Source organism: Brevundimonas goettingensis, assembly GCF_017487405.1.
Classification (GTDB): Bacteria; Pseudomonadota; Alphaproteobacteria; order Caulobacterales; family Caulobacteraceae; genus Brevundimonas; species Brevundimonas goettingensis.
In genome coordinates this window covers 3065067-3085161 of record NZ_CP062222.1, presented here as the reverse complement: position 1 = coordinate 3085161, position 20095 = coordinate 3065067, and the positions used below count along the sequence as shown (strand labels likewise).

24 protein-coding genes are annotated in these 20095 nt (G+C 69.8%); 9 read left to right on the top strand and 15 right to left on the bottom strand.

Annotated features, from left to right (window positions below; translation table 11 throughout):
• Positions 1 to 22: 22 nt before the first annotated feature.
• The 6 genes from IFJ75_RS15130 to hppD form a co-directional block, all read right to left on the bottom strand.
• Entirely contained in the window at positions 23 to 769 is a 747-nt protein-coding gene (locus IFJ75_RS15130) for a hypothetical protein (protein ID WP_207869089.1), read from the bottom strand.
• A 134-nt stretch (positions 770 to 903) separates the two neighbouring features.
• Positions 904 to 1170, bottom strand: a complete 267-nt coding sequence (locus IFJ75_RS15125; protein ID WP_207869087.1) for a hypothetical protein — start codon at positions 1168 to 1170, stop codon at positions 904 to 906.
• A 34-nt stretch (positions 1171 to 1204) separates the two neighbouring features.
• The gene (locus tag IFJ75_RS15120) at positions 1205 to 1486 is read right to left on the bottom strand and encodes a hypothetical protein (RefSeq protein WP_207869085.1); all 282 of its coding nucleotides are present in this window, start codon (positions 1484 to 1486) and stop codon (positions 1205 to 1207) included.
• A gap of 74 nt (positions 1487 to 1560) precedes the next feature.
• Complete coding sequence (locus IFJ75_RS15115) at positions 1561 to 2679, bottom strand: isoaspartyl peptidase/L-asparaginase family protein (RefSeq protein WP_225896846.1); 1119 nt, start codon at positions 2677 to 2679, stop codon at positions 1561 to 1563.
• Between the two features lie 137 nt (positions 2680 to 2816).
• Complete coding sequence (locus tag IFJ75_RS20020; protein WP_263972987.1) at positions 2817 to 2948, bottom strand: hypothetical protein; 132 nt, start codon at positions 2946 to 2948, stop codon at positions 2817 to 2819.
• A gap of 55 nt (positions 2949 to 3003) precedes the next feature.
• Positions 3004 to 4113: a 4-hydroxyphenylpyruvate dioxygenase gene (hppD, locus tag IFJ75_RS15105; protein ID WP_207869083.1), complete on the bottom strand. Its 1110-nt coding sequence runs from the start codon at positions 4111 to 4113 to the stop codon at positions 3004 to 3006.
• 181 nt (positions 4114 to 4294) lie between these two features.
• Between hppD and IFJ75_RS15100 the strand changes: the two genes are divergently transcribed.
• The 5 genes from IFJ75_RS15100 (at position 4295) to IFJ75_RS15080 (ending at position 6888) form a co-directional block, all read left to right on the top strand.
• A complete protein-coding gene (locus IFJ75_RS15100) occupies positions 4295 to 4876 on the top strand; it encodes a YqaA family protein (protein ID WP_207869081.1) in 582 nt (193 codons plus the stop codon).
• 58 nt (positions 4877 to 4934) lie between these two features.
• Entirely contained in the window at positions 4935 to 5498 is a 564-nt protein-coding gene (locus tag IFJ75_RS15095) for a disulfide bond formation protein B (RefSeq protein WP_207869079.1), read from the top strand.
• Positions 5499 to 5501: 3 nt separating this feature from the next.
• The gene (locus tag IFJ75_RS15090) at positions 5502 to 6083 is read left to right on the top strand and encodes a demethoxyubiquinone hydroxylase family protein (RefSeq protein WP_207869077.1); all 582 of its coding nucleotides are present in this window, start codon (positions 5502 to 5504) and stop codon (positions 6081 to 6083) included.
• 79 nt (positions 6084 to 6162) lie between these two features.
• Positions 6163 to 6459, top strand: coding sequence for a hypothetical protein (locus tag IFJ75_RS15085; RefSeq protein ID WP_207869075.1), 297 nt, complete (start codon positions 6163 to 6165; stop codon positions 6457 to 6459).
• A 120-nt stretch (positions 6460 to 6579) separates the two neighbouring features.
• Positions 6580 to 6888: a hypothetical protein gene (locus tag IFJ75_RS15080; protein WP_207869073.1), complete on the top strand. Its 309-nt coding sequence runs from the start codon at positions 6580 to 6582 to the stop codon at positions 6886 to 6888.
• Positions 6889 to 6902: 14 nt separating this feature from the next.
• Here IFJ75_RS15080 and IFJ75_RS15075 read toward each other — a convergent pair whose 3' ends face one another.
• Together IFJ75_RS15075 and cobT are read right to left on the bottom strand one after the other, a co-directional pair.
• Positions 6903 to 7898, bottom strand: coding sequence for an esterase-like activity of phytase family protein (locus IFJ75_RS15075; protein ID WP_225896845.1), 996 nt, complete (start codon positions 7896 to 7898; stop codon positions 6903 to 6905).
• An 8-nt stretch (positions 7899 to 7906) separates the two neighbouring features.
• Positions 7907 to 9802 carry a cobaltochelatase subunit CobT gene (cobT, locus tag IFJ75_RS15070; protein ID WP_207869069.1) on the bottom strand — a complete coding sequence of 632 codons (1896 nt, stop codon included), beginning with the start codon at positions 9800 to 9802 and terminating at the stop codon, positions 7907 to 7909.
• Positions 9803 to 9904: 102 nt separating this feature from the next.
• Between cobT and IFJ75_RS15065 the strand changes: the two genes are divergently transcribed.
• Positions 9905 to 12799 (top strand): ATP-dependent DNA helicase, encoded by a 2895-nt coding sequence (locus tag IFJ75_RS15065; protein WP_207869067.1) that lies wholly within the window; start codon positions 9905 to 9907, stop codon positions 12797 to 12799.
• Positions 12800 to 12904: 105 nt separating this feature from the next.
• Here IFJ75_RS15065 and IFJ75_RS15060 read toward each other — a convergent pair whose 3' ends face one another.
• The 3 genes from IFJ75_RS15060 to IFJ75_RS15055 all read right to left on the bottom strand — a co-directional run bounded on the left by IFJ75_RS15060 (position 12905) and on the right by IFJ75_RS15055 (position 13949).
• Entirely contained in the window at positions 12905 to 13342 is a 438-nt protein-coding gene (locus IFJ75_RS15060) for a VOC family protein (RefSeq protein WP_207869066.1), read from the bottom strand.
• A gap of 74 nt (positions 13343 to 13416) precedes the next feature.
• Positions 13417 to 13545 carry a hypothetical protein gene (locus IFJ75_RS20015; protein WP_263972986.1) on the bottom strand — a complete coding sequence of 43 codons (129 nt, stop codon included), beginning with the start codon at positions 13543 to 13545 and terminating at the stop codon, positions 13417 to 13419.
• The gene (locus IFJ75_RS15055) at positions 13542 to 13949 is read right to left on the bottom strand and encodes a hypothetical protein (RefSeq protein WP_207869065.1); all 408 of its coding nucleotides are present in this window, start codon (positions 13947 to 13949) and stop codon (positions 13542 to 13544) included. Before IFJ75_RS15055 ends, IFJ75_RS20015 begins: the two co-directional genes overlap by 4 nt.
• Before the next feature lie 149 nt (positions 13950 to 14098).
• Here IFJ75_RS15055 and IFJ75_RS15050 point away from each other — a divergent pair, with 149 nt between their 5' ends.
• Genes IFJ75_RS15050 through hisC form a run of 3 tightly spaced genes read left to right on the top strand, consistent with a single transcriptional unit; the run spans position 14099 to position 16979 of the window.
• On the top strand, positions 14099 to 15169 hold the full coding sequence (locus IFJ75_RS15050; protein WP_207869063.1) for a DUF2125 domain-containing protein: 1071 nt from the start codon (positions 14099 to 14101) through the stop codon (positions 15167 to 15169).
• A gap of 15 nt (positions 15170 to 15184) precedes the next feature.
• On the top strand, positions 15185 to 15871 hold the full coding sequence (locus tag IFJ75_RS15045) for a hypothetical protein (protein ID WP_207869062.1): 687 nt from the start codon (positions 15185 to 15187) through the stop codon (positions 15869 to 15871).
• 10 nt (positions 15872 to 15881) lie between these two features.
• Positions 15882 to 16979: a histidinol-phosphate transaminase gene (gene hisC, locus IFJ75_RS15040; RefSeq protein ID WP_207869060.1), complete on the top strand. Its 1098-nt coding sequence runs from the start codon at positions 15882 to 15884 to the stop codon at positions 16977 to 16979.
• Positions 16980 to 17069: 90 nt separating this feature from the next.
• Here the strand turns inward: hisC and IFJ75_RS15035 are convergent, their stop codons facing one another.
• Genes IFJ75_RS15035 through IFJ75_RS15020 form a run of 4 tightly spaced genes read right to left on the bottom strand, consistent with a single transcriptional unit; the run spans position 17070 to position 20090 of the window.
• Complete coding sequence (locus IFJ75_RS15035) at positions 17070 to 17783, bottom strand: lysophospholipid acyltransferase family protein (protein WP_207869058.1); 714 nt, start codon at positions 17781 to 17783, stop codon at positions 17070 to 17072.
• Positions 17780 to 18436, bottom strand: coding sequence for a YdcF family protein (locus IFJ75_RS15030; RefSeq protein ID WP_207869056.1), 657 nt, complete (start codon positions 18434 to 18436; stop codon positions 17780 to 17782). Before IFJ75_RS15030 ends, IFJ75_RS15035 begins: the two co-directional genes overlap by 4 nt.
• Entirely contained in the window at positions 18433 to 19383 is a 951-nt protein-coding gene (locus IFJ75_RS15025) for a cell division protein FtsX (RefSeq protein ID WP_225896844.1), read from the bottom strand. Before IFJ75_RS15025 ends, IFJ75_RS15030 begins: the two co-directional genes overlap by 4 nt.
• Positions 19380 to 20090, bottom strand: a complete 711-nt coding sequence (locus IFJ75_RS15020; protein ID WP_207869054.1) for a cell division ATP-binding protein FtsE — start codon at positions 20088 to 20090, stop codon at positions 19380 to 19382. The genes IFJ75_RS15025 and IFJ75_RS15020 overlap by 4 nt, the downstream gene beginning before the upstream one ends.
• Between the last annotated feature and the right edge of the window lie 5 nt (positions 20091 to 20095).

Sequence of the window (20095 nt, the reverse complement as noted above, 5' to 3'; positions counted from 1 at the left end):
CGCCTGATCAGCGATCACGTGGTCACGACACCCGGGTCAGCTGTTTGCGCGCCGCCTGAAGCTCCTTGATCCGCGCGCCCTTGTCGCTCCAGTGATCGGAGAGGTTGTGGATCGCGGCGCGCACCGCCTCGATCTGGGCTGAGGCGCTCAGGGTCTTCGGCGGATGGTCGCCGCCATGACCGCCACGGCCTCCGGGGGCGGGCTTGTCGCCGTGTCCCTTGTCGTCCTTGCCGTGGCCGTTCCCATGACCATCCTTGCCGTGGTCGTCGTCGTGACTGTCGGACGCGGGCGCGTGGCTGATGAAGACGTCGCGGGCCTTGATGATGACCTTCTCCACGCCGGACTTCTCGGCGTGGGTTTCGGGCTTGTGGTCCGGCTTGTGGTCGCCTTTGTGCGGGCTCTTGTCGACGCCATCCAGCGCCGGGCCGAGCGCGCCGTAGGGACCGGCCAGCCCCTTGGCGAGGACGAGGACGTCGCCCAGCTGGTCCTTGATCACCGTCTGGGCCTTGCGGGCCGCCGAGATGACGCTGTCGCGCGGCGCGCCGGTCGCCTCGGCCAGGGCCTTCCTGATGGCTGTGTAGATGGCCTCGGACGGATCGTCGCCCGGGCGTTTGCTACGGCCCCACAGCCAGCCCAGCAGCAGGGCCAGACCCAGAAGCAGGATCAGGGTCGCCGTCATCATCGGCGACAGGCTGAACAACAGGCCCCCCGCTTCCGGCGTGTAATAGCCTTCTGGCGCGGGAAAGTCGGTCGGCGTCGGGGCTGACATCAGGCGATCCTCCTCCGGGCGGCCGGGCGTTGAAGGGACATCATGGCGGAACGGCCGCGCTTCGCAATGAAAAGGTTAACGCCGTTGTGCGAAGTTTTTCCGGATGTTGCCCGCCAACTCCTCAGGCGCGCCTTTTACGCCGGAGGGGCGAGTATGGCCCGGGTCTCGACCCCGGTGCGGGCGGCGGCGTCGCGCACCTCGACCTCGACGACGATGGCGCCCTCGGGCTCCAGCGCCCAGAGGTAACGGCGCTCGACCTCGACCGTGCGGCCCGAGGGCGCGAACCCCTCATAGCTGTCGCCCCAGGGGGTGATCCGCTTCAGCTCCGGCCAGGTCAGGTCGCAGGCGGCGGCCAGCTCCTCCTCGGCCATGGCGGTCAGTTCGTGTTCGGCGAAGCTCATCGGCTCATCCAGAGGGCTTTTGGCAGGGCGACCGTCATCCATACCGGCCGGGAAGAGGGTGTTGAGCAAACCAGAGGCCGAAATGCGACTGGAAGAGCACGAAAAACCAGAACACGGCGACCCAGGCCGGGACTTCCCACAGGCCACGAAGAAAGGCCCGACCGCGCGTCACATAGCCGCTTCTGATCATCCCCACGCCTGTCCAGACAGCGAAGACGAGTGCGAGTCCGAGCATCATCGCCAAGGCGAGGAAGACGCTCCACCGGTCGAAATAGAGTGCCATGGCGGGCGCGATGAGGGAGATCAGGATCAGCATGCCGCGGCGATAACTGCGGTCTTCCCGGCCAAGAACCTCCTCATAGGATTCGGAACCGTCCGGCGGGGCCGAGCTCATCGCGGTTGCTCGTCGGCGTAGATGGCGACGCGGGCGGGCTCGCCCGGGTGGATCTCGCCGCGATACATGCCCGAGGTCGACATGGCGAAGGCCGGACGGCCCTGCAGATCCAGAGCCACGACGCCGCCCTTGCCGCCCAGCTGTTCGGCGTCGGCGACCTCGGCCTGGGCGGCGGGCTGGATGGCCGAGCCCGTCGCGGTGCGGCCGCAGATGTCCCGGGCCACCGAGGCGCGGATGTAATACTCGCCGTCGCCGGTCGCCGAGACCGCGCAGCCGTCGCGGTTGGAGGCATAGGTGCCGGCGCCGATGACCGGCACGTCCCCGACCCGGCCCCAGCGCTTGCCGTTGGTCCCGCCGGTCGAGGTGCCGGCGGCCAGGTGGCCCTGACTGTCGAGGGCGACCGCGCCGACGGTGCCGAATTTGCGCTCGTTCAGCGGCGGGGCGGACGGATCGTTGGCCGCCATGCCCTGCGCGGGCGGCGGCGGTGCGCCTTCGGGACGGTCCGGGATAGGCTGGTGCTGATCGTTCAGCAGCTTCACCAGCCCCTGCCAGCGGCGCTCGGTGAAGAAGAAGGACGGCGGAACCTGCTCCAGCCCCACCGAGGCGGCGAAGGCGTCGGCGCCCTGGCCGATCAGCATGACGTGGGGGCTCTGTTCCATCACGGCGCGGGCGGCGGCGATCGGGTGGCGGGTCGTGGTCAGGCCGGCGACCGAACCGGCGGTCAGGTCGGCGCCGTTCATGACCGCGGCGTCCAGCTCGTTCTTGCCGGCGGCGGTGAAGACCGCGCCGCGCCCGGCGTTGAACAGGGGATCGTCCTCCATGATCTCGATCGCCGCCTGAACAGCGTCCAGGGCCGAGCCACCGCCGTCCAGCACCTTGCCGCCCGCCTCCAGCGCCTTCCTCAGCGCCGCACGGTAGGCCGCGTCCTGCTCGGGAGAGAGATTGGCCCGCTCGATCACGCCTGCCCCGCCGTGGATGGCGAAGGACCAGCGCGGGGCGGCTTCGGCGGTCGGGACGGCCGTCTGGGCGGCGGCTCCGGACCCCGAAAAACATAGTCCGAAGAGTCCGATGAGGCCGATGAGACCGGATCGTCGCGATGTTCTGGCTTCTGGCACGGTGCTCTCCGGAGGGGCTCGAAAGACTATAACCCGATCCGCCGGCGGGTATGGTCGAAGGCGTCGAAATTCCGCTACGAACCTGAATCGCCTAAAATAAAATCCTGAGATCGTGCGCGTTCGCTGCGGGTGAGGCCTCACCGCCGGTGATGCAGCCGCTTCCACAGCCGATAGATCACGATCGGGGCGAAGCCGCAGACGATCCCGGTTGTGAACACCATCCAGAACCCCCCGCCCAGCCAGAACTCGCCGGCCAGCGCCCCGGCCACGGCCGCGAGGACCGGGCCGAGAAACGGCAGCCAGGACGGGGGTTTGGCCGGGAGCTTAATGGGCGTCGACCTTGATCACGCCGCGACGGATCTGGTCCAGCTCGATGGAGTCGAACAGGGCCTGGAAGTTTCCGTTGCCGAAGCCTTCGTTGCCCTTACGCTGGATGATCTCGAAGAAGATCGGGCCGAAGACGTCGGTGGTGAAGATCTGCAGCAGCAGGCCTTCCTCGTCCGAGCCGTCGATCAGGATGCGGTTCTTGCGCATCCGCTCCACGTCGTGCCCGTGGTTGGGCAGGCGTTTGTCGATCAGTTCGAAATAGGTCTCGATGGTGTCCTGGAACTCGACGCCGCGCTCGCGCATCGCCTCGACGGTGGCGAAGATGTCGTCGGTGGCCAGGGCGATGTGCTGGATGCCCTCGCCGTTGTAGCGCTTCAGGAACTCCTCGATCTGGGAGTTGTCGTCCTGGCTCTCGTTCAGGGGGATGCGGATCGCCTTGTCGGGGGCGATCATGGCCTGGGAGAACAGGCCCGTCGCCTTGCCCTTGATGTCGAAATACTTCTGCTCCTCGAAGGCGAAGACGTCGCCGTAGAAGCCCGACCAGGTGCGCATCTGGCCGCGTTTGACGTTGTGGGTCAGGTGGTCGAGCAGGTGCAGGCCGACATTGTTCTTGCGCTCTTCCTCTTCCCAGCCCTCGATCTCGTCCCAGGCGTCATAGAGGGAGCCGGTCTCGCCATAGGCGTCGATCAGATAAAGCAGCGAACCGCCGATGCCGCGCAGGACCCAGGCGCCTTCGCCGAGGGCGCCGCCCCCATGGGCTTCGGCAGGGTGGGCGCCACGCGCCACGGCGCTGTCGTAAGCGGCTTTCGCATCGTTGACGCGGAAGGCCATGCCGTTGGCCGAGGGGCCGTGTTCGCGGGCGAACTCACCGGCCTGACCGGTCGGGGTGCGGTGAACGAGGAAGGAGATATCGCCCTGCTTCAAGCGCACGACATTGGTCTTCGGATTCACATGGGTCTGGACGAAGCCCATGGTCTCCAGCTGCCTGATCATGGCCTCGGGCTCGGGGCCGGTGAACTCGACGAACTCGAAGCCGTCGACGCCCAGGGGGTTCTCGGCGGCGGGAATGGTGGCGTCGGGCGTAAGGGTGGTGGCTGCGGTCGTCATGCGGCTCTCTCCACGGAACGGGTTGTGCGGCGGTCGCCGCGATTGGGCCGGAACCTAGTGGGGGAAGTCGGCTTCGCCAAGGCGCGCGATATTTCAGCGGCATTCGCCGCACTGCGGCGCCGACGCCGATGGACCGCAGCCGCCGCCGTTGCTAGGGCTGGCGGGCTTTCCGGGGAAATCCATGCTGCGCAAACTCTACGACTGGGTCTTCGAACAGGCGCGCAAGCCCTATGCCGAGAAGACCATGGCGGCGGTCTCCTTCGCCGAGGCCTCCTTCTTCCCCATTCCGCCGGACGTCATGCTGGCGCCGATGATCCTGTCGCGGCCGGACCGGGCCTATCGCTATGCGGCCATCTGTTCGATCGCCTCCCTGCTGGGCGGGCTGCTCGGCTATGCGATCGGCGTCTTTCTGGAACCCCTGGCGGTCAAGCTGCTGCACATCTTCGGGCATGGCATGGACATGGCCGTCTACCAGTCCTGGTTCGCCCACAACGGCTTCCTGGTCATTCTCGGCAAGGGGCTGACGCCGATCCCGTTCAAGCTGGTGACCATCGCCGCCGGTCTGGCTCACTTCAACCTGGGTCTCTTCGTCCTGGCCGTGGCGATCACCCGTTCGGGCCGCTTCTTCCTCGAGGCCTGGATCCTCAAGACCTGGGGTCCAGCCATGCTGGCGGTGGTCGAAAAGCGGCTGGCCCTGTTCTTCGTCATCGGCCTGGTCGTCCTGGTCGGCGGCTTCCTCGCCCTGAAACTTCTGAGGCACTGACGCCCTTACGGTCTGGGCTGTTGGAGCATTGAGCGGGGCGGGTTAGAACCGTCGTCTGATGATCGAGATCTATCGCCTCCTGACCCGCTGGTGGACCGCCTTCGCCCTGGCGATTTCCCTGGCCATGCTGGGCGCGGCCCATGCGTCCGAGCGCCTGTGGGGCCTGACGCCCTGCAACCTCTGCCTCAAGCAGCGCGAGGTCTTCTGGGGCGCGGTCGCCGTCTCGGCCGTCGCCACCCTCTGGGCCATCATCAGCCGGGCCAGCCGGGGCACGCCGCGCATCGCCGCCTTTCTTCTGGCCGCCATCTTCCTGACCGGGGCCATCACCGCGACCTTCCACACGGGCGGCGAGATGAAGTGGTGGCACCTGCCCGCGACCTGTTCGGGCGCTGGCGGCGCGGCCAGTCTCGAAAGCCTGACGGCGCTGGCGCTGGGCGCCGGTCCCGCGCCCAAGGTGGTGATGTGCGACGCCGTCACCTGGCGGTTCCTGGGCCTGTCGATGTCGTCTTGGAACGCCCTGATCTCGGCCGCTCTGGCGGTGTTCAGCCTGCTCGCCGCCAAACGGCCCAAGGACGCCCGCGCGCCCAAGAACGGCGCCGAGACCATGCTGAAGGCGACCTGAGGGATGAGCGGCGCCGAAACCCGTATCCCCCGTCCGCCCCTGCCGCGACCGGGCCGGGGCGCGTCGCGGGCGCGGATGGCCGAGATCCTGCGCGTCGACCACGCCGGGGAATATGCCGCCGTCCAGATCTACCGCGCCCAGCGCGCCGTCTTTGAGGCGGCGAAGGGCAAGGGCGCCATCGCCGCCGACCTGGCCCATATGCAGGATCAGGAGGCGGTGCACCTGGCCCGGTTCGACGCCCTGCTGAACGACCGCCGCGTGCGCCCGACCCTGATGGTCCCGGCCTGGCGGCTGGCGGCCCAGGCCCTGGGCGCCGGCACGGCCCTGATGGGCGAGAAGGCCGCCCACGCCTGCACCGAGGCCGTCGAGAGCGTGATTGAGGAGCATTACGCCGACCAGATCGCCGAGCTGAAGGACCGCGACCCGGATCTGGCCGCCGAGCTGGAACGGTTCCGCGCCGAGGAGCTGGAACACCACGATCACGCCGTCGCTCACGGCAGTCGCGAGGCGCCCGGCTATCGCCTGCTCAGCGCCGTCATCAAGGCCGGCTGCAAGGTCGCAATCAAGGTCAGCGAACGCGTCTGAGCAAGTGCAACATTTTTATGTTGCGTATGCGAAGGTTTGAGGCATCATCGGTATTCCAGTCTTTAGAAGGGATGCCGCCATGCTGTTCGCCCTGCTGACTTTACTGGTGGCTGTGCAAACACAGTCGCCCAAGACGCCTGAACCCGCGCAACCGGTCGCCGTTGCGATGATCGCCCCGGTCGCCCCGACGTCGGCCTCGGCCCCTGCCGTCGCTGTCTCCGAGGCCGCCGCGCCGGAGCCCGAGGCGGAGCCGGAACCCGAGGTCGAGGCGCCCCTGCCGACCCGTCAGGTCTGCCGCTATGTCGAGGTCACCGGCCAGCGGTTCCCGGTTCGCCAGTGCCGCACCGTGACCATCTACCCCGACGAAAGCCACTAGCCGGCCGCTCCGTGATCCGGGTCCGTTCCTGTCCGTACACGCCCGTGTTGCACGGCGGAAAAACTCGGGCATGATGGGATTTCAGGCCTTCCCCCGCCAGCTTCATTTCCGAGTACAAGCATGATGTTCGCCGTTCTCGCCTTCGCCGCCGCCCTCCAGACCTCGCCCGCCCAGACCGGCGGTCAGGTCGAAGCCGCCACGACCGTTCAGACCCCTGGCGTCGAGGCTCCGGCCGGAACCGCCAGCGCCGCCGCGCCGACGCCCGCCGAACCGGCGCGGGAGCGACTGATCTGCACCAACGAACAGGTCACCGGCACGCGCTTCCCCATCCGTCGCTGCCGCACGGCCGCCCAGATCGCCGCCGACCGCGTCGAAAGCCAGGAAATGCTGCGCCGCCAGCAGGGCTCCCGCACCCCGCCCGCCGGCTGATCGTCAAACCCGGCTCAGCGTCCTGACGGCGTTACGTCGAAGGCCAGCATCAGGGTCCGCTGGGCCGCGCTGAAATTGTCGTCCGACAGGATGTAGATCCGCGTCCGCTCGCCGTGCGGGCCGGTACGGGTCTCGGCGGCTATGCCTTCGAAATTGTCGGTCGTGCCGGGCAGTTTCAGCTCGACCAGAACGGGGCCCAAGGTCCCGTCTGCCGCCATGCGCCGCACCCGCGCCCGGGCGTCGATGGGCGGGGCGTAGGAACGCTGGACCACGAACCATCCCCCCTCCGGACCTGCCGCCGGGTCACGGTCCATGCCGGTGATCCGGTAGTCGCTGTCGCGCAGCAGGGGCGTCGGCGGCGCCGTCACCACCGTGCAGCCGCCCGGCGTGCAGCCCCAGACCCCGCCGCTCTCGCCATTGACGCGCCAGCCGTGCGGCGCGGCCGTCAGCCCCTCCATCCCGTCGTTCTCGGGGAAGGGGAAGTCAGGCCTCGCGACCGGAACGGGATCGCGCAGGGCGGCCAGGGGGCCGTAGTTCCAGATGCGGTGGTCGCGCTCGAAACTGACCAGAAGCTCGCCGTCGTCCAGCAGGGCCAGGCCTTCGGCGTCGCCCTCGAGCTTGTCCTGGATCGGGGCGCCGTCGGTCAGGGTCAGGCGGCGGGCGCGGGCGCCGTCGATGCCGGTCAACCGCCCCTGCGCGTCCAGCCTGAGCGCGCCCCGGACCAGGTCGCCGGCGTCGGACACGGTGACGAAGCCGCCGTCGCCGGTCAGCTTCAGGTCCGACAGGCTGTGCAGGGGCGATCCGACCGGGGCCACGATCTCGATGCCGCCGGCGAAGGTCACGCCGGGCGCCAGGGCCGCGCCGCCGGGCACGCCCAGCCCAACCGGCTTGATCGTGACCTCTTCCGGGATCCAGCCGTCGATCGCCGGGACATAGGGGCGCGGCACGCCCATCGACCCCGAACAGGCGGTCAGGGTCAGGACGCCCCAGACCAGCAGCAGGCGCTTCATTTGAGGATTCATGCCGCCCGTCGTGCAGGATCGCGGCCAGCCCCGCCGGTCTTGCGCGTCGCCGCCTTCGGCTCGGTCTCGAACAGTTCGGCCAGCTTCTCGATCATGACTCCGCCCAGCTGTTCGACGTCGACGATAGTCACGGCGCGGCGGTACCAGCGGGTCACGTCATGGCCGATGCCGATGGCGATCAGCTCGACCGGGCTCTGTGTCTCGATCCGCTCGATCACCTGACGCAGGTGTTTGTCCAGATAGAGGGCGGCGTTGGCCGACTGGGTCGAGTCGTCCACCGGCGAGCCGTCGGAGATGACCATCAGGATCTGGCGCGCCTCGGTGCGGCTGCGCAGCCGGTCGTGGGCCCAGGTCAGGGCCTCGCCGTCGATGTTTTCCTTGAGCAGCCCCTCGCGCATCATCAGGCCGAGGTTCTTCTTGGCCCGGCGCCAGGGCGCGTCGGCGGCCTTGTAGATGATGTGGCGCAGGTCGTTCAGACGGCCGGGCAGGGCGGGCTTGCCGGCGGTGATCCAGGCCTCGCGCGACTGACCGCCCTTCCAGGCCCGGGTGGTGAAGCCCAGGATCTCGACCTTGACCCCGCACCGCTCCAGCGTCCGCGCCAGGACGTCGGCGCAGACCGCCGCCACCATGATCGGCCGCCCGCGCATCGAGCCGGAGTTGTCCAGCAGCAGGGTCACGACGGTGTCGCGGAACGGGCTCTCGCTCTCGGCCTTGAAGCTGAGCGGGCTGGTCGGGTCGGTGATCACCCGGGTCAGGCGGGCAGTGTCCAGCACGCCCTCCTCGAGGTCGAAGGTCCAGGTGCGGTTCTGCTGCGCCATCAACCGCCGCTGCAGCTTGTTGGCCAGCCGCGCCACGATCGAGGACAGGGTGGTCAGCTGCTGGTCGAGCAGGGACCGCAGCCGCTCCAGCTCGTTCGGGTCGCACAGGTCGGCGGCGTCCACCGTCTCGTCGAAGGCGGTGGTGAAGACCTTGTAGGTCTCGACGTACCGGCCGTCGTCGGCCGTCTGCTGGCGGTTGGGCAGGTCGCCCTCGGACAGTTCGGGACCGTCGTCGGTGGCGTCGCCGTCCATCTCGGCCGGGGCGCCGTCCGGACGGCTGTCACGCTCTTCTTCGGCGGTCTGGTCGTCGGAGGAGCCGTCCATCGACTGGCCGCCTTCGCCGCCGCCGTCGTCCTCTTCCTCATCCTGATCGTCGTTCGCGTCGGGCTCCTGCGGATCGGGCTCCTCGTCGCCCTGATCGTCGGAGGCGTCGTCGCCGCGGCCGTCGCCGGGGTCCAGTTCCAGCGCCCGCAGCACGTCCTTCAGCGCCTTGCCGAAGGCGGCCTGATCGTCGGCGACCTCGGCCAGCTTGTCGAACTGGGCCCCCGCCTTGGCTTCCAGATTGGGGCGGACCAGATCCAGCATGGCGCCCGCGCCGTCAGGACTGCGCTGGCCGGTCAGCCGTTCGCGGACCAGCAGGGCCACGGCTTCGGCCATCGGCACCCGCTCGGCCTCGGCGCGCAGGGCGCCCATTCGCTCCAGCCGGGTCAGCAGGGCCGCGTTCATATTGGCCCGCACCCCGGCGAGGGCGGTCGATCCCACCGCCTCGACCCGCGCCTGTTCGACCGCGTCGAAGACTTCCGCGGCCTGGCTGTCGGCGGGGCGCAGCTTCGCGTTCAGGGTCTCGTCGTGATTGGCCAGCCTCAGGGCCAGCCGGTCCGCCTGGCCCCGGATGGTGGCGCTGTCGGCGCCCGACGGATCGCGCGGCGGATGCGGGAGGGTCAGCAGGCCGTTCGACAGCTTGGGCCCGTCCGAGCCGAACACGACCTCCAGCTCCGACTGCTCGGCCAGGGCCCGGGCCGCATGGGCCAGGGCGCGCTTGAAGGTTTCGGCGGGAGTTTCGGGAGCGGCCATTTCGATCCGTCATAGCAGGGGGGCGCGGCGAGGAAAGGGCGCGCGTGTTCGTCGTTGCGTGTTCCCGTTCCGTTTCGAGGCCGGAATGGCTATCTAGGAGCCGTGCCCGGCGAATCCGTCATCACCCATCCGTCCGTGACTGGCGCCGAGGCCTGGCTGGCCCTGCCGCCGGCGCTCGCCGTGCCGCCGGGGGCGGGGGCCATCTGCGACGACGAGGGGGCGCGAAAGATCGGACGCGGCGCGGCCGAGGGGGCCTTCACCACCGCGCCGGTCATGGTCGCCCACGCCAGCCTGACCGCACGGCGTCTGGGCCTGGCCCCGCCGCCGCGCTCGTCCGACATCCTCGATGTGCTGGAGCTCTACGCCTTCGTCCGGCCCGCCCGCTTCTGCGCGCCCTCGCCCAGCGGCCTGGCCCTCGCGCTGGGCCTGCCCGAGCCGAAGGGGGCGGAGGCCCAGGCCGAGGCCCTGCGTCACGCCGCCGGCGCCCTGCTGCGCGAACTGGCCGATCCCGCCTATCCGGGCCGCGAGGAGGCCTTCACCTTGGTGGAGACCTTGGGCCGCGCGCCGTCCGGCGCCTGGGGTTGGGCCTGGCGCGTTTCCGGGGCGTTGCAGCACAATCCGATGCGCGACAGACGGTATCGGGGTTCGGGCCTCGACGCCTGGTCGCGTCTGCCGGAGTGGGAGGAGGAGGCCCCGCGCGGCGACGCCGGTTCGGCCCCGGTCGACTCGGAGAGCGCCCGCATCCGTCTGGCCAAACTGCTTCAGGCCTCGGGTCTGGACGAGACGCGCCCGACCCAGTCCGACTACGCCGCCGAAGCCGCCTACGCCTTCTCGCCGAGGAATGAGGAGGGCCGTCCGCGCGTGTTGCTGGCCGAGGCGGGCACCGGCACCGGCAAGACCCTCGGCTATCTGGCCCCGGCCTCCGTCTGGGCCGAGCGCAACCAGGGCGCCGCCTGGGTTTCGACCTATACCCGCGCCCTGCAGCGCCAGATCGACCGCGAGAGCGCCAGCCTCTGGCCCGACCCCGTCGAGCGCAAGCGCAAGACCGTGGTCCGCAAGGGGCGCGAGAACTACCTCTGCCTGCTCAATCTTCAGGACATGGTGCAGGCGGCCCAGCTGGGCAACGGCGACCTGATCGGCCTCGCCTTGACCAGCCGCTGGGCGCTGCACACCCGCGACGGCGACATGACCGGCGGCGACTTCCCCGGCTGGCTGCCCGGCCTGTTCGCCACGCCCCAGAGTAATCAGGCGAGCGCGGCCAACCTCGTCGACCGGCGCGGCGAATGCGTCCACGCCGCCTGCCCCCACTACCGCACCTGTTTCGTGGAAAAGACCATCCGCGCCAGCCGCCGCGCCGACCTCGTCGTCGCCAACCATGCGCTGGTCATGACCCAGGCCGCCTTCGACGGGGCCCGGTCGGCGCGCGGTCTGAAGCAGGACGGCGAAACGGCGGCCCTGAAGCGCATCGTCTTCGACGAGGGCCACCATCTGTTCGACGCCGCCGACAGCGCCTTCTCCGCCTGTCTGTCGGGGCAGGAGGCCGCCGAGCTGCGCCGCTGGATCCGCGGTCCCGAGGGGCGTGGCCGTCGCGGGCGAGGTCTGGAACAGCGTCTCGGCGATCTGGTCGGCGACGACTCCGCCGCGAGGAAGGCCCTGCAGGACGCCATCCGCGCCGCCGCCGCCTTCCCGGGCGAGGGCATCTCGGGCCGCATCGCCCCGCCCTCGGGTGAGGTGAACCCGGTCGGACCCATCGAACAGTTCCTGATGGCGGCGCTGGAGCAGATCCGCGCCCGAACGTCGGAGGCCGCGTCTTCGGCCAGCTCGGAGTTCGGGACGGAATGCGCCGTCCGCCCGGCCACCGAGCCCCTGCTGGAGACCGCGCGCGGCGCCGCCCAGGCCATCGCCGCGCTCGAGGCGCCGCTGCTGGCCCTGGCCCGACATCTGGAGGACATCCTCGACGAGGAATCGGCGGAGCTCGAACCCTCGGCCCGGGCGCGGATCGAAGGCGCCCTGCGCGGCCTCGACCGGCGTGCCCGCATGACCCTGCCGGGCTGGCGCTCCATGCTGGCGGCGCTTCAGGACGGCGGCGACGAACCCGATCCCGATTTCGTCGACTGGCTGTCGGTCGAGACCGCCTTTGGCCGCATCCATGACGTGGCCCTGCGCCGCCACTGGATCGACCCGACCGTGCCGCTGGAGGCCGCCGTCATCCTGCCCTCGCACGGGGTGCTGGTGACCAGTGCGACCCTGTCGGACCCTATCGCGGCGGCGGCGGGCGGCGACCAGTTCGACATGGCCCGGATGCGGACCGGCTCGGCACGGCTGATCGAGGCCCCGCGCACCCTCAAGGTCGAGAGCCCCTTCGACTATGAGGCCAACAGCCGGGTCATCGTCGTCACCGACGTGGCCAAGGACGACCCGCGCCAGACGGCGGCGGCGATGCGCGAACTCTTCCTTGCGGCGGGGGGCGGATCGCTGGGCCTGTTCACCGCCATCCGGCGTCTGAAGGCGGTCTATGAGCGGCTTGGTCCGGACCTGGCCAAGGCCGGCTATCCCCTCTACGCCCAGCACGTCGATCCGTTGGAGGTCGGCGCCCTGGTCGATATCTTCCGCGCCGAACAGGACAGCTGCCTGCTGGGCACCGACGCCGTGCGCGACGGGGTCGATGTGCCAGGCCGGTCCCTGCGTCTGCTGGCCTTCGACCGGGTGCCGTGGCCGCGTCCGGACCTGCTGCACAAGGCGCGGCGCCTGAAGTTCGGCGGGGAGAGCGCGGCCGGTCGCGGTTATGACGACAGCCTCGCCCGCGCCCGTATCGCCCAGGCCTTCGGCCGCCTGATCCGCCGCGCCGACGACAAGGGGGTCTTCGTCATGCTCGACGCCGCCACCCCCACCCGCCTGTTCGCCAGCCTGCCGCCCGGCGCCGAAGTCATGCGCATGGGCCTCGTCGAGGCGGTGGAGCTGACGAAGGGGTTTCTGGGGGAGAGTGGGGCGGAGTGATTAGTGATTAGTGATTTGTGGATGTCGCTTCGCTTGCCGCGGCTGCCGCTCAATGATGGTCGGGGCTCCAGCAATCACTAATCGCAAACCACTAATCACCCGGGCTCACGGCGCTTCGAAGGTCACCACCACGCTGTCCGCCGACCGTTCCGCCGCGCCGTGGAACACCGCCTCGATATTGTTGCCGTCGGGGTCCAGCAGGAAGGCGGCGTAATAGCCGGGGTGATAGGGCCGCTCCCCCGGGGCGCCATTGTCGGCGCCACCCGCCGCCAGTCCGGCGGTGTAGAAGGCCTCGACCGCCGCCCGGTCCTTGGCCTGGAACGCCAGATGGTGGCGGCCCGTCAGCTTGCCGAGGGCGGCCGGACTGTCCGCCGAAGAGACGAACAGCTCGTCGGCCCAGAAGAAGGTCGGGCCCTCGCCGCCGATGGGCACGCCCAGAACGTCGAGCAGGGCGCCGTAGAATTTCCGGCTGGCGGCGAGGTCCTTCACCACCAGATGCAGATGGTCGATCAGCCGGCCCCGGTGCAGCGTCTGCGCTTCCATATCGGTCTCCCGCGATGAACTCGCAGGGAAACGGATGCGACCGGCGGGACGTTCCTTGACCAGTATCGGCGCGACTATTCTTCCGCGGTTCCGGACAGGCCCGCAACCGGCCGTCCCCGTTCGATGCGGATCAGGTCCAGCACCCCGATCATCTGGCGCGACCGCCACTGGCTCATCAGGAAGGTCAGAGGCGCCACCGTCACCAGGCCCACGATCTGATGACCGTCGCCGAGTTCGCGCGGATGAAGGCCGCGACGCTGTCGCCCTCGATGTCCGCGATGATGGCGATGATCGACAGGGGCAGGGTCAGATAACCGATCACCACCGCCTTCAGCATCTGGTCCTGCCGCCGTCCGTTGAGCCCGGCCAGCGCGTAGAGGGCGTCGAACATCTTGTCATCGACGCCGTCGAGGAGGTCGAAGGTCTGACGCGTGGACGTGTTTCGCCGGAATCCGCTGATGAAATCCACGCCGATATAGCCCCAGGCGCCGGGGGTGTAGAGGCCGGACGGCAAGAGGCTCCAGGCCGGGAAGTTGTGCTTCAGCCGACGCCACAGGTTCCAGAGCTCGGCGACGGTGTCCGGCGCTTCGCTGGTCTCTTCGGTCATGGCAGCGCCCCCCGCTCGAATCGGCGCCGACTGTCGGCGCAATCCCCGGTGGCAGGGGCAAGCCTGGCTGGCAAGTGCGGCCGGTGTTCCTGAAGCCGCACGGTCAGTCGTGCGTTCATTTCCGGGCGCCTCTGCTGTAACAGGACCTCATGAGCGACACCGCACCCAAGAAGAAGCCCCACTCCAGACATGGGCGCGCCGGTCTGTTCGGCCCCTTCGTCCTGCTGCTGATCGTGGTGGCGGGCTGGAGCGTCTGGTGGTTCTACCTCGCCGATCAGGTGAAGACCCGGTTCGAGGCCCAGGCGCAGAGCCTGCGCACCGCCGGCTGGCAGGTGACCTATACGAAGCTGGGCATGAGCGGCTGGCCGTTCCGTCTGCGGGTCCAGGCGGATCACGTCTCCTTTGATGCGCCCTCGGGCCACGGCGTCGCCGGGCCGAAGCTGGTCGCCCAGGCCACGGCCTGGAACCCCGACAAATGGGTGCTGATCGCGCCTGACGGCCTGACCGTCACCCGGGCGGGCAAGGGCAAGGTCGCCGTGCGCGGCGAGGCCATCCGCATGAGCGTCCACGGCCTGACCCAGCGCTGGCCCAATGTGGCGATCGAACTGGCGAAGCCGGAGTTCACCATCCTCCCGGGCGCCGAACCCTTCCCGATTTCGCGCGCCAGGCTGATCCAGCTCTATCTGCGGCCGCATCTGGCCCCGGCGGGCACGCCCGGCGTGGAGAACAGCGTCGACATGCTGTTCCGCCTGGTGGAGGCCGAGGGCCGTCCGCACGGCCCGGTCGAGGGCATGACCCGCAACGGCATGCTCAGCGCCCAGATCGAGACCGTCATCGAACACGCCGACCAGCTGTCGGGCGCGGACGCCGCGGGCGTCTTCGGCGCCTGGACCCGGGGCGGCGGCCGCTTCACCCGGGTGCGCGGCGAGCTGCAGGCCGGCGACAGCCGCGCGGTCCTGTCCAGCGATCTCCTTTCGGCCCAGCCCGACGGTCGCCTGCAGGGTCAGCTGGCGCTCAAGGCCGAGAAGCCCCTGCCGGCCATCGCCGGTCTGGCGCGGTCCAACTCCGGCGCGGTCAATCAGGCCGGCGCCATGGGGGCGGCCGCCGCCACCGCCGTCGCGGGCGGGGCGGGCGACAACATCGACCTGACCCTGGTGTTCAAGAACGGCCGCACCTTCCTCGGCCCCTTCGCCCTGGCCCCGGCGCCGAAGCTGTTCTGAGGTGCTGCCCTCCCCATGATGATCGAGCCGGAACTGGACGGGGAGACGGCGGCCCTCGACGCGGCCCTCGCCGAGGCGCTCAAGATGCGTCTGGAGGCTGGAGGCCGTTCTCGCCCGGACGCCGAGGCCCTGGCCCTGCGCGGCATGCTGGACCATGTCGACACGAACGATCAGGCCGCCCTGATCAAGGCCGTCTGGGGCCGGATTTCCGCCGACACGGGTCCGGTTCTCTTCGCCGCCGGCCCGACTGCGCATCTGCTGGCCGCCGATCGGTTCGGCTTGCCGGTCCGTAGTTCAGCCGACGCCGAGGCCGCCATGGTCGAGGCCGGTCGCGGCGCCCGGGCCCTGATCGATCTCGACGGTCCGCGTCCCTGGTGGGGCAGGCTGCTGGCCCGGCCCGACCTGAGGATCGTCGCCGCCCTGCCCGACGACCGCTACGGCCGCCCGCAGGCCGTGATGATCTCCAACGAGACTTCCGGTCCCACGGGCGAGGACCGCACCTTCTGGATCACCGACAGCCGCGAGCCGGACGGCCGGATCGCCGATGCCCTGGCCGCCTCCGGCTTCCTCGCACAGGGGCTGGTTTCGGCGGGCGGCTTGAAGCTGTTCATGCTGGCGGGCTATGTGCAGCCAGAGGACGGACGGCTGGGCGACGCCCCCGGCTCCCTCAAGGGCGTGATCGGCGCCGCACCTGTATTCTGAGATTGCCTCTATGACCGACGTGAACGCTCCGGCCCCCAAGCCCGGCATCCTCGACATCGCCCCCTATGTCGGCGGCAAGTCGGCCATCGCCGGCGTCGCCGAGCCGATGAAGCTGTCGTCCAACGAGAACGCCCTCGGCGCCGGCGAGAAGGCGCGCGCGGCCTATGTAGAGGGGCTCAAGAACATCCACATCTACCCCGACGGCCGCGCCACCAAACTGCGCGCCGCCGTCGCAGAACACCACGGTCTGGAGCCCGAGCGGCTGATCTTCGGCAATGGCTCGGACGAGGTCTTCGCCCTTCTGAACCAGACCTATCTGACGGCGGGCGACAATATCGTCTGCGGCCAGTACGGCTTCCTCGCCTATCAGATCAGCGCCAGGGCCTGCGAAGCCTTCGTGAAGCAGGCCCCCGAGCCCGGTTTCAAGGCCGAGGTCGACGCCCTGCTGGAACAGGTCGATGAGCGGACGAAGATCGTCTACGTCTCCAACCCGTCCAACCCCACCGGCAGCTACAACACGGGCGAGGAAATCCGCCGTCTTCACGCCGCGCTTCCCGCCAATGTCCTTCTGGTCATCGACGAGGCCTATGCCGAGTTCGTCACCGAGAGCGACTGGGAGACGGCCCTGCCGCTGGCCAGGGAAGCGCCCAACGTCGTCGTCACCCGCACCTTCTCCAAGATCCACGGCCTCGGCGGCCTGCGCATCGGCTTCGGCTATGCCCCGCTTGAGGTTGAACAGGCGGTCGACCGCATCCGCCTGCCGTTCAACGTCTCGGTCGCCGGCCTCGCCGCCGCCGAGGCCGCCCTCGGCGACGAGGCCCACCAGCAGGCCTCGCGCGATCTGGTCCAGACCTGGCGTCCGCGCCTGACCCAGGCCATCCGCGGCTTCGGCTTCGACGTCCTGCCCTCGGCCGGTAATTTCGTCCTGGTCCTGTTCAACGACGGCAAACACACCGCCGCCGCCGCCAACGACTGGCTGAATACGAAGGGCATCATCGTCCGCCCCGTCGGCGGTTACGGCCTGCCCAATGCGCTCCGCATCACCGTCGGCACCGAAGACCAGAACCGCGCCGTCATCGACGCCCTCAGCGAGTTCGCGGCATCCTAGTGCGCTAACGCGAGCGACGCGGTCGCTCGCTGCTTGAGCGCGAAGCGTGAGCGCTGGCGGGAGTGTGAGAGCCGCCCGCCATTCCCGTTCTCAGCGCAACCGTTCCAGCAGCGCCTGGGACGCCGGTTCGATCCGGCCTTCCACCATGGCCATGAAGGCCGCGCGCTTCAGGCCGGCCGGGGCGGGCGGCAGGAATTCGAACACCACCTTGCCCGGGATGCGCTTGAAGCCGTGGGCCGGCCAGTGCTCGCCCGAGTTGGTCGCCACCAGGGCGCAGCTGGCCTCCAGATCGCGATAGATGGCCGCGACCCCGGGCTTGTACTGGCCGGGCTCGCCCGGCGCGGTGCGGGTGCCTTCGGGGAAGATGATAATCTGGCGGCCCTCGGCCAGTCGGGCCTTGGCCTGACGCGTCATGTCGCGCAGGGCCGTGGCGTGACCCTCGCGGTTTACGGCGATCATCTTCGTCTTCCAGGCGAACCAGCCGAAGAAGGGAAGCGGCATCAGCTCCTTCTTCAGCACGAAACAGGGCTCCGGCAGGATGGCCAGAAGGGCGACGACGTCCAGCATCCCCTGATGCTTGGACGCGACCAGGGCCGCGCCCTTCGGTCGATACTCAAGCCCCCGCACCTCGACCCGCACGCCCGCGATATGGCGCAGGCCGAACAGCACGAATTTCGCCCAGGCGCGCACGACCTTCAGGGCCACCGGCACCGGCATCAGCAGGGCGGGCGACAGGCCGACCGCGAACAGCGGCATCGACAGATAGAGCCACAGGGTGAACAGCAGCGAACGCAGGGTAATCAACCAGCCGTCTCCGGAGACGCTTCAGAAGTCGCGGACGGATCGGGGGCGATCGGGTTCCGCTCGGGATGTTTGCCGGTCAGGCGATGTAGCGCCTCGCGGCCCAGGACGGCGAGGTATTTCATATATTCCAGCGTCATGCGCCGCGCGGTGACGGCGGCCTTCCACCATCGGGAATTGTCCAGCGACGGAGTTTCCACCGCATAGGGGACCAGCTTCAGCTCAGGGGCGACGCTGTGGATCTCCAGCAGGGAGCGCGGCATGTGATAGTCCGAGGTCACCACGATCAGCCGCTTGTACTGATGCGACCTGGCCCAGGCGCCGATCTCCTGGGCGTTGCCCACGGTATTCTCAGCCTCGAAGCCCAGGTCGACGCAGCAGTTGAACAGCTTGTCCGAGCCGGGCGTCAGGGCGCGCAGCTCCTGACGGCGGACTGACGGATTGACGCCGGAAATCAGAAGCCGGTCGCCCTTGTCGTGCTCCAGCAGGCGGACGGCCGCATTGACCCGCTCGGCCGAGGGGCCGGTCAGGGCGACGATGGCGTCGGCGCGCTCGGGCTCGGCCGCCGGGGTCAATCCGCGCACCCGGTCGGCGAACACGAACAACCCGACCAGCCACAGCAGGGCGATGGTGGCGATAAGCGTCAGAAACCTCATCTGAACCTCCTATCGTCGTGAACGGCGTCCGCCAAGCGTCCCCGGATTCGGCGCGGCCCGCGCCAGGGTCCCCTGTCCCCCAAGGTGGCCTGGGCCGCGATTCTGGCCGCGACAAGCGCCACCGTACCCGCCAGCAGCGGACATGGCGAGAGCAGCAGGATGTCGCTCCACGCCAGGGGCAGGGCGGCCGTCAGGCCTCCGGCCCCGCCGAGCGTCCTCAGCGCCCCCAACAGCAGGGCCGCCGCGACCGCGCCCGCGGCGCCCGCTCCGGCGGCCAGCAGGCCGAACCGGGTCTGGAACAGGCCGGCGATATAGCCCTCGGTCGCGCCCGACAGGCTCAGGGTCTCGATGACCCCGCGCTGGGCCGCCAACCCCGCTCGCGTCGCATAGACGATGGCCGCCGCCGCCGCGCAGGCGATCAGCAGGAAGCCGGCCAGGCTCAGGGCGGTGATCAGGGCCGCGGAGCGCTCGACCTCGCCGCGCCACAGGGAATGGTCGTCGACGCTGGCGTCCAGCCCGGCCTCGGCCAGGGCGCGGCTCAGCACCACGGTGCTGGCGGGCGCCTTCGGATCCAGTCGCACGGTCACCAGGAAGGGCAGGGGCAGGTCGGGCAGGACGGCCTCGCCCAGCCAGGGCCGCAGCAGGTCCTCGGCTTCCTTGCGGTCCATGACGGCGGCCTCGGACACGCCGGGCACGCTGGACAGGGTCTCGGCGGCCCGTCCGGCGGCGGCTAGGCCGGTTTCGCCGACGCGCGGCCGCACCTGCACCGTCGCCTCGGCCCGCAGCTGGCGCGCCCATCCGTGGGCGGCGCGGTCGGCCGCGACCGCGCCGACGCAGGCCAGGCAGGCGATGAAGCACAGGACGGCGATCACCGCCGCCAGCCAGGTCTCGCCCGCGGCGTCGCGCGGCAGCAGGCCCGTGGATTTCCCGGAGAAGGGCGACTTCATCCCGCGCTCCCCGTCAGCCGTCCGCGATCCAGCCGCAGCCGCCGCGCGCCGGACTGTTCGGCCAGGGCCTCGTCGTGGCTGGCGATCAGGACGGTGGCGCCGAGTTTGTTCAGGGACTGGAACAGGTTCAGCAGCTTGTCGGCCATGGCCTTGTCGACGCTGCCGGTCGGCTCGTCGGCGATGATCAGTTCGGGCCGGCTCATCACCGCCCGGGCGATGGCCAGCCTCTGTTTCTCGCCGCCCGACAGGGACGGCGGCCGGGCGTCCATTCGCCCGCCCAGCCCGACCCAGCGCAGCATCTCCTCGACGTCGGCGGCGTATTCGGCGCGCTTCTTCCCGGCCAGCCGCAGCGGCAGGGCCGCGTTCTCGAACAGGTCCAGATGGTCCAGCAGGCGGAAGTCCTGGAACACCACCCCCATCCGCCGCCGCAGGGGCGGGGCCGCCGCCCGGCCCAGATCGGTGACGTCCTGTCCGAAAAGGGCGATCCGGCCCGAGGTCGGCCGCTCGGCCAGGGTCAGCAGCCGCAGCAGCGACGACTTCCCCGCCCCGGACGGCCCGGTAAGGAAGTGGAAAGAGCCGCGCGGCAATATGAGGTTAACGTCCCGAAGCACGTCGGGCGAATCGGCATAGCCGAAACCCACGCCGGTCAGGCGGACGGTTTCGGGCGCGGATTCGGCAGCGGCGGCGCGGCGGGACGGAGCAGGCATCGATT

Excerpts from the sequence above, each read along its gene's own strand:
- IFJ75_RS15130 (WP_207869089.1), bottom strand. The coding sequence starts at position 769 with ATGTCAGCCCCGACGCCGACCGACTTTCCCGCGCCAGAAGGCTATTAC.
- IFJ75_RS15125 (WP_207869087.1), bottom strand. The coding sequence starts at position 1,170 with ATGAGCTTCGCCGAACACGAACTGACCGCCATGGCCGAGGAGGAGCTG.
- IFJ75_RS15120 (WP_207869085.1), bottom strand. The coding sequence starts at position 1,486 with ATGCTGATCCTGATCTCCCTCATCGCGCCCGCCATGGCACTCTATTTC.
- hppD (WP_207869083.1), bottom strand. The coding sequence starts at position 4,113 with ATGACGACCGCAGCCACCACCCTTACGCCCGACGCCACCATTCCCGCC.
- IFJ75_RS15100 (WP_207869081.1), top strand. The coding sequence starts at position 4,295 with ATGCTGCGCAAACTCTACGACTGGGTCTTCGAACAGGCGCGCAAGCCC.
- IFJ75_RS15095 (WP_207869079.1), top strand. The coding sequence starts at position 4,935 with ATGATCGAGATCTATCGCCTCCTGACCCGCTGGTGGACCGCCTTCGCC.
- IFJ75_RS15090 (WP_207869077.1), top strand. The coding sequence starts at position 5,502 with ATGAGCGGCGCCGAAACCCGTATCCCCCGTCCGCCCCTGCCGCGACCG.
- IFJ75_RS15085 (WP_207869075.1), top strand. The coding sequence starts at position 6,163 with ATGCTGTTCGCCCTGCTGACTTTACTGGTGGCTGTGCAAACACAGTCG.
- IFJ75_RS15080 (WP_207869073.1), top strand. The coding sequence starts at position 6,580 with ATGATGTTCGCCGTTCTCGCCTTCGCCGCCGCCCTCCAGACCTCGCCC.
- IFJ75_RS15075 (WP_225896845.1), bottom strand. The coding sequence starts at position 7,898 with ATGAAGCGCCTGCTGCTGGTCTGGGGCGTCCTGACCCTGACCGCCTGT.
- cobT (WP_207869069.1), bottom strand. The coding sequence starts at position 9,802 with ATGGCCGCTCCCGAAACTCCCGCCGAAACCTTCAAGCGCGCCCTGGCC.
- IFJ75_RS15060 (WP_207869066.1), bottom strand. The coding sequence starts at position 13,342 with ATGGAAGCGCAGACGCTGCACCGGGGCCGGCTGATCGACCATCTGCAT.
- IFJ75_RS15055 (WP_207869065.1), bottom strand. The coding sequence starts at position 13,949 with ATGACCGAAGAGACCAGCGAAGCGCCGGACACCGTCGCCGAGCTCTGG.
- IFJ75_RS15050 (WP_207869063.1), top strand. The coding sequence starts at position 14,099 with ATGAGCGACACCGCACCCAAGAAGAAGCCCCACTCCAGACATGGGCGC.
- IFJ75_RS15045 (WP_207869062.1), top strand. The coding sequence starts at position 15,185 with ATGATGATCGAGCCGGAACTGGACGGGGAGACGGCGGCCCTCGACGCG.
- hisC (WP_207869060.1), top strand. The coding sequence starts at position 15,882 with ATGACCGACGTGAACGCTCCGGCCCCCAAGCCCGGCATCCTCGACATC.
- IFJ75_RS15030 (WP_207869056.1), bottom strand. The coding sequence starts at position 18,436 with ATGAGGTTTCTGACGCTTATCGCCACCATCGCCCTGCTGTGGCTGGTC.
- IFJ75_RS15025 (WP_225896844.1), bottom strand. The coding sequence starts at position 19,383 with ATGAAGTCGCCCTTCTCCGGGAAATCCACGGGCCTGCTGCCGCGCGAC.
- IFJ75_RS15020 (WP_207869054.1), bottom strand. The coding sequence starts at position 20,090 with ATGCCTGCTCCGTCCCGCCGCGCCGCCGCTGCCGAATCCGCGCCCGAA.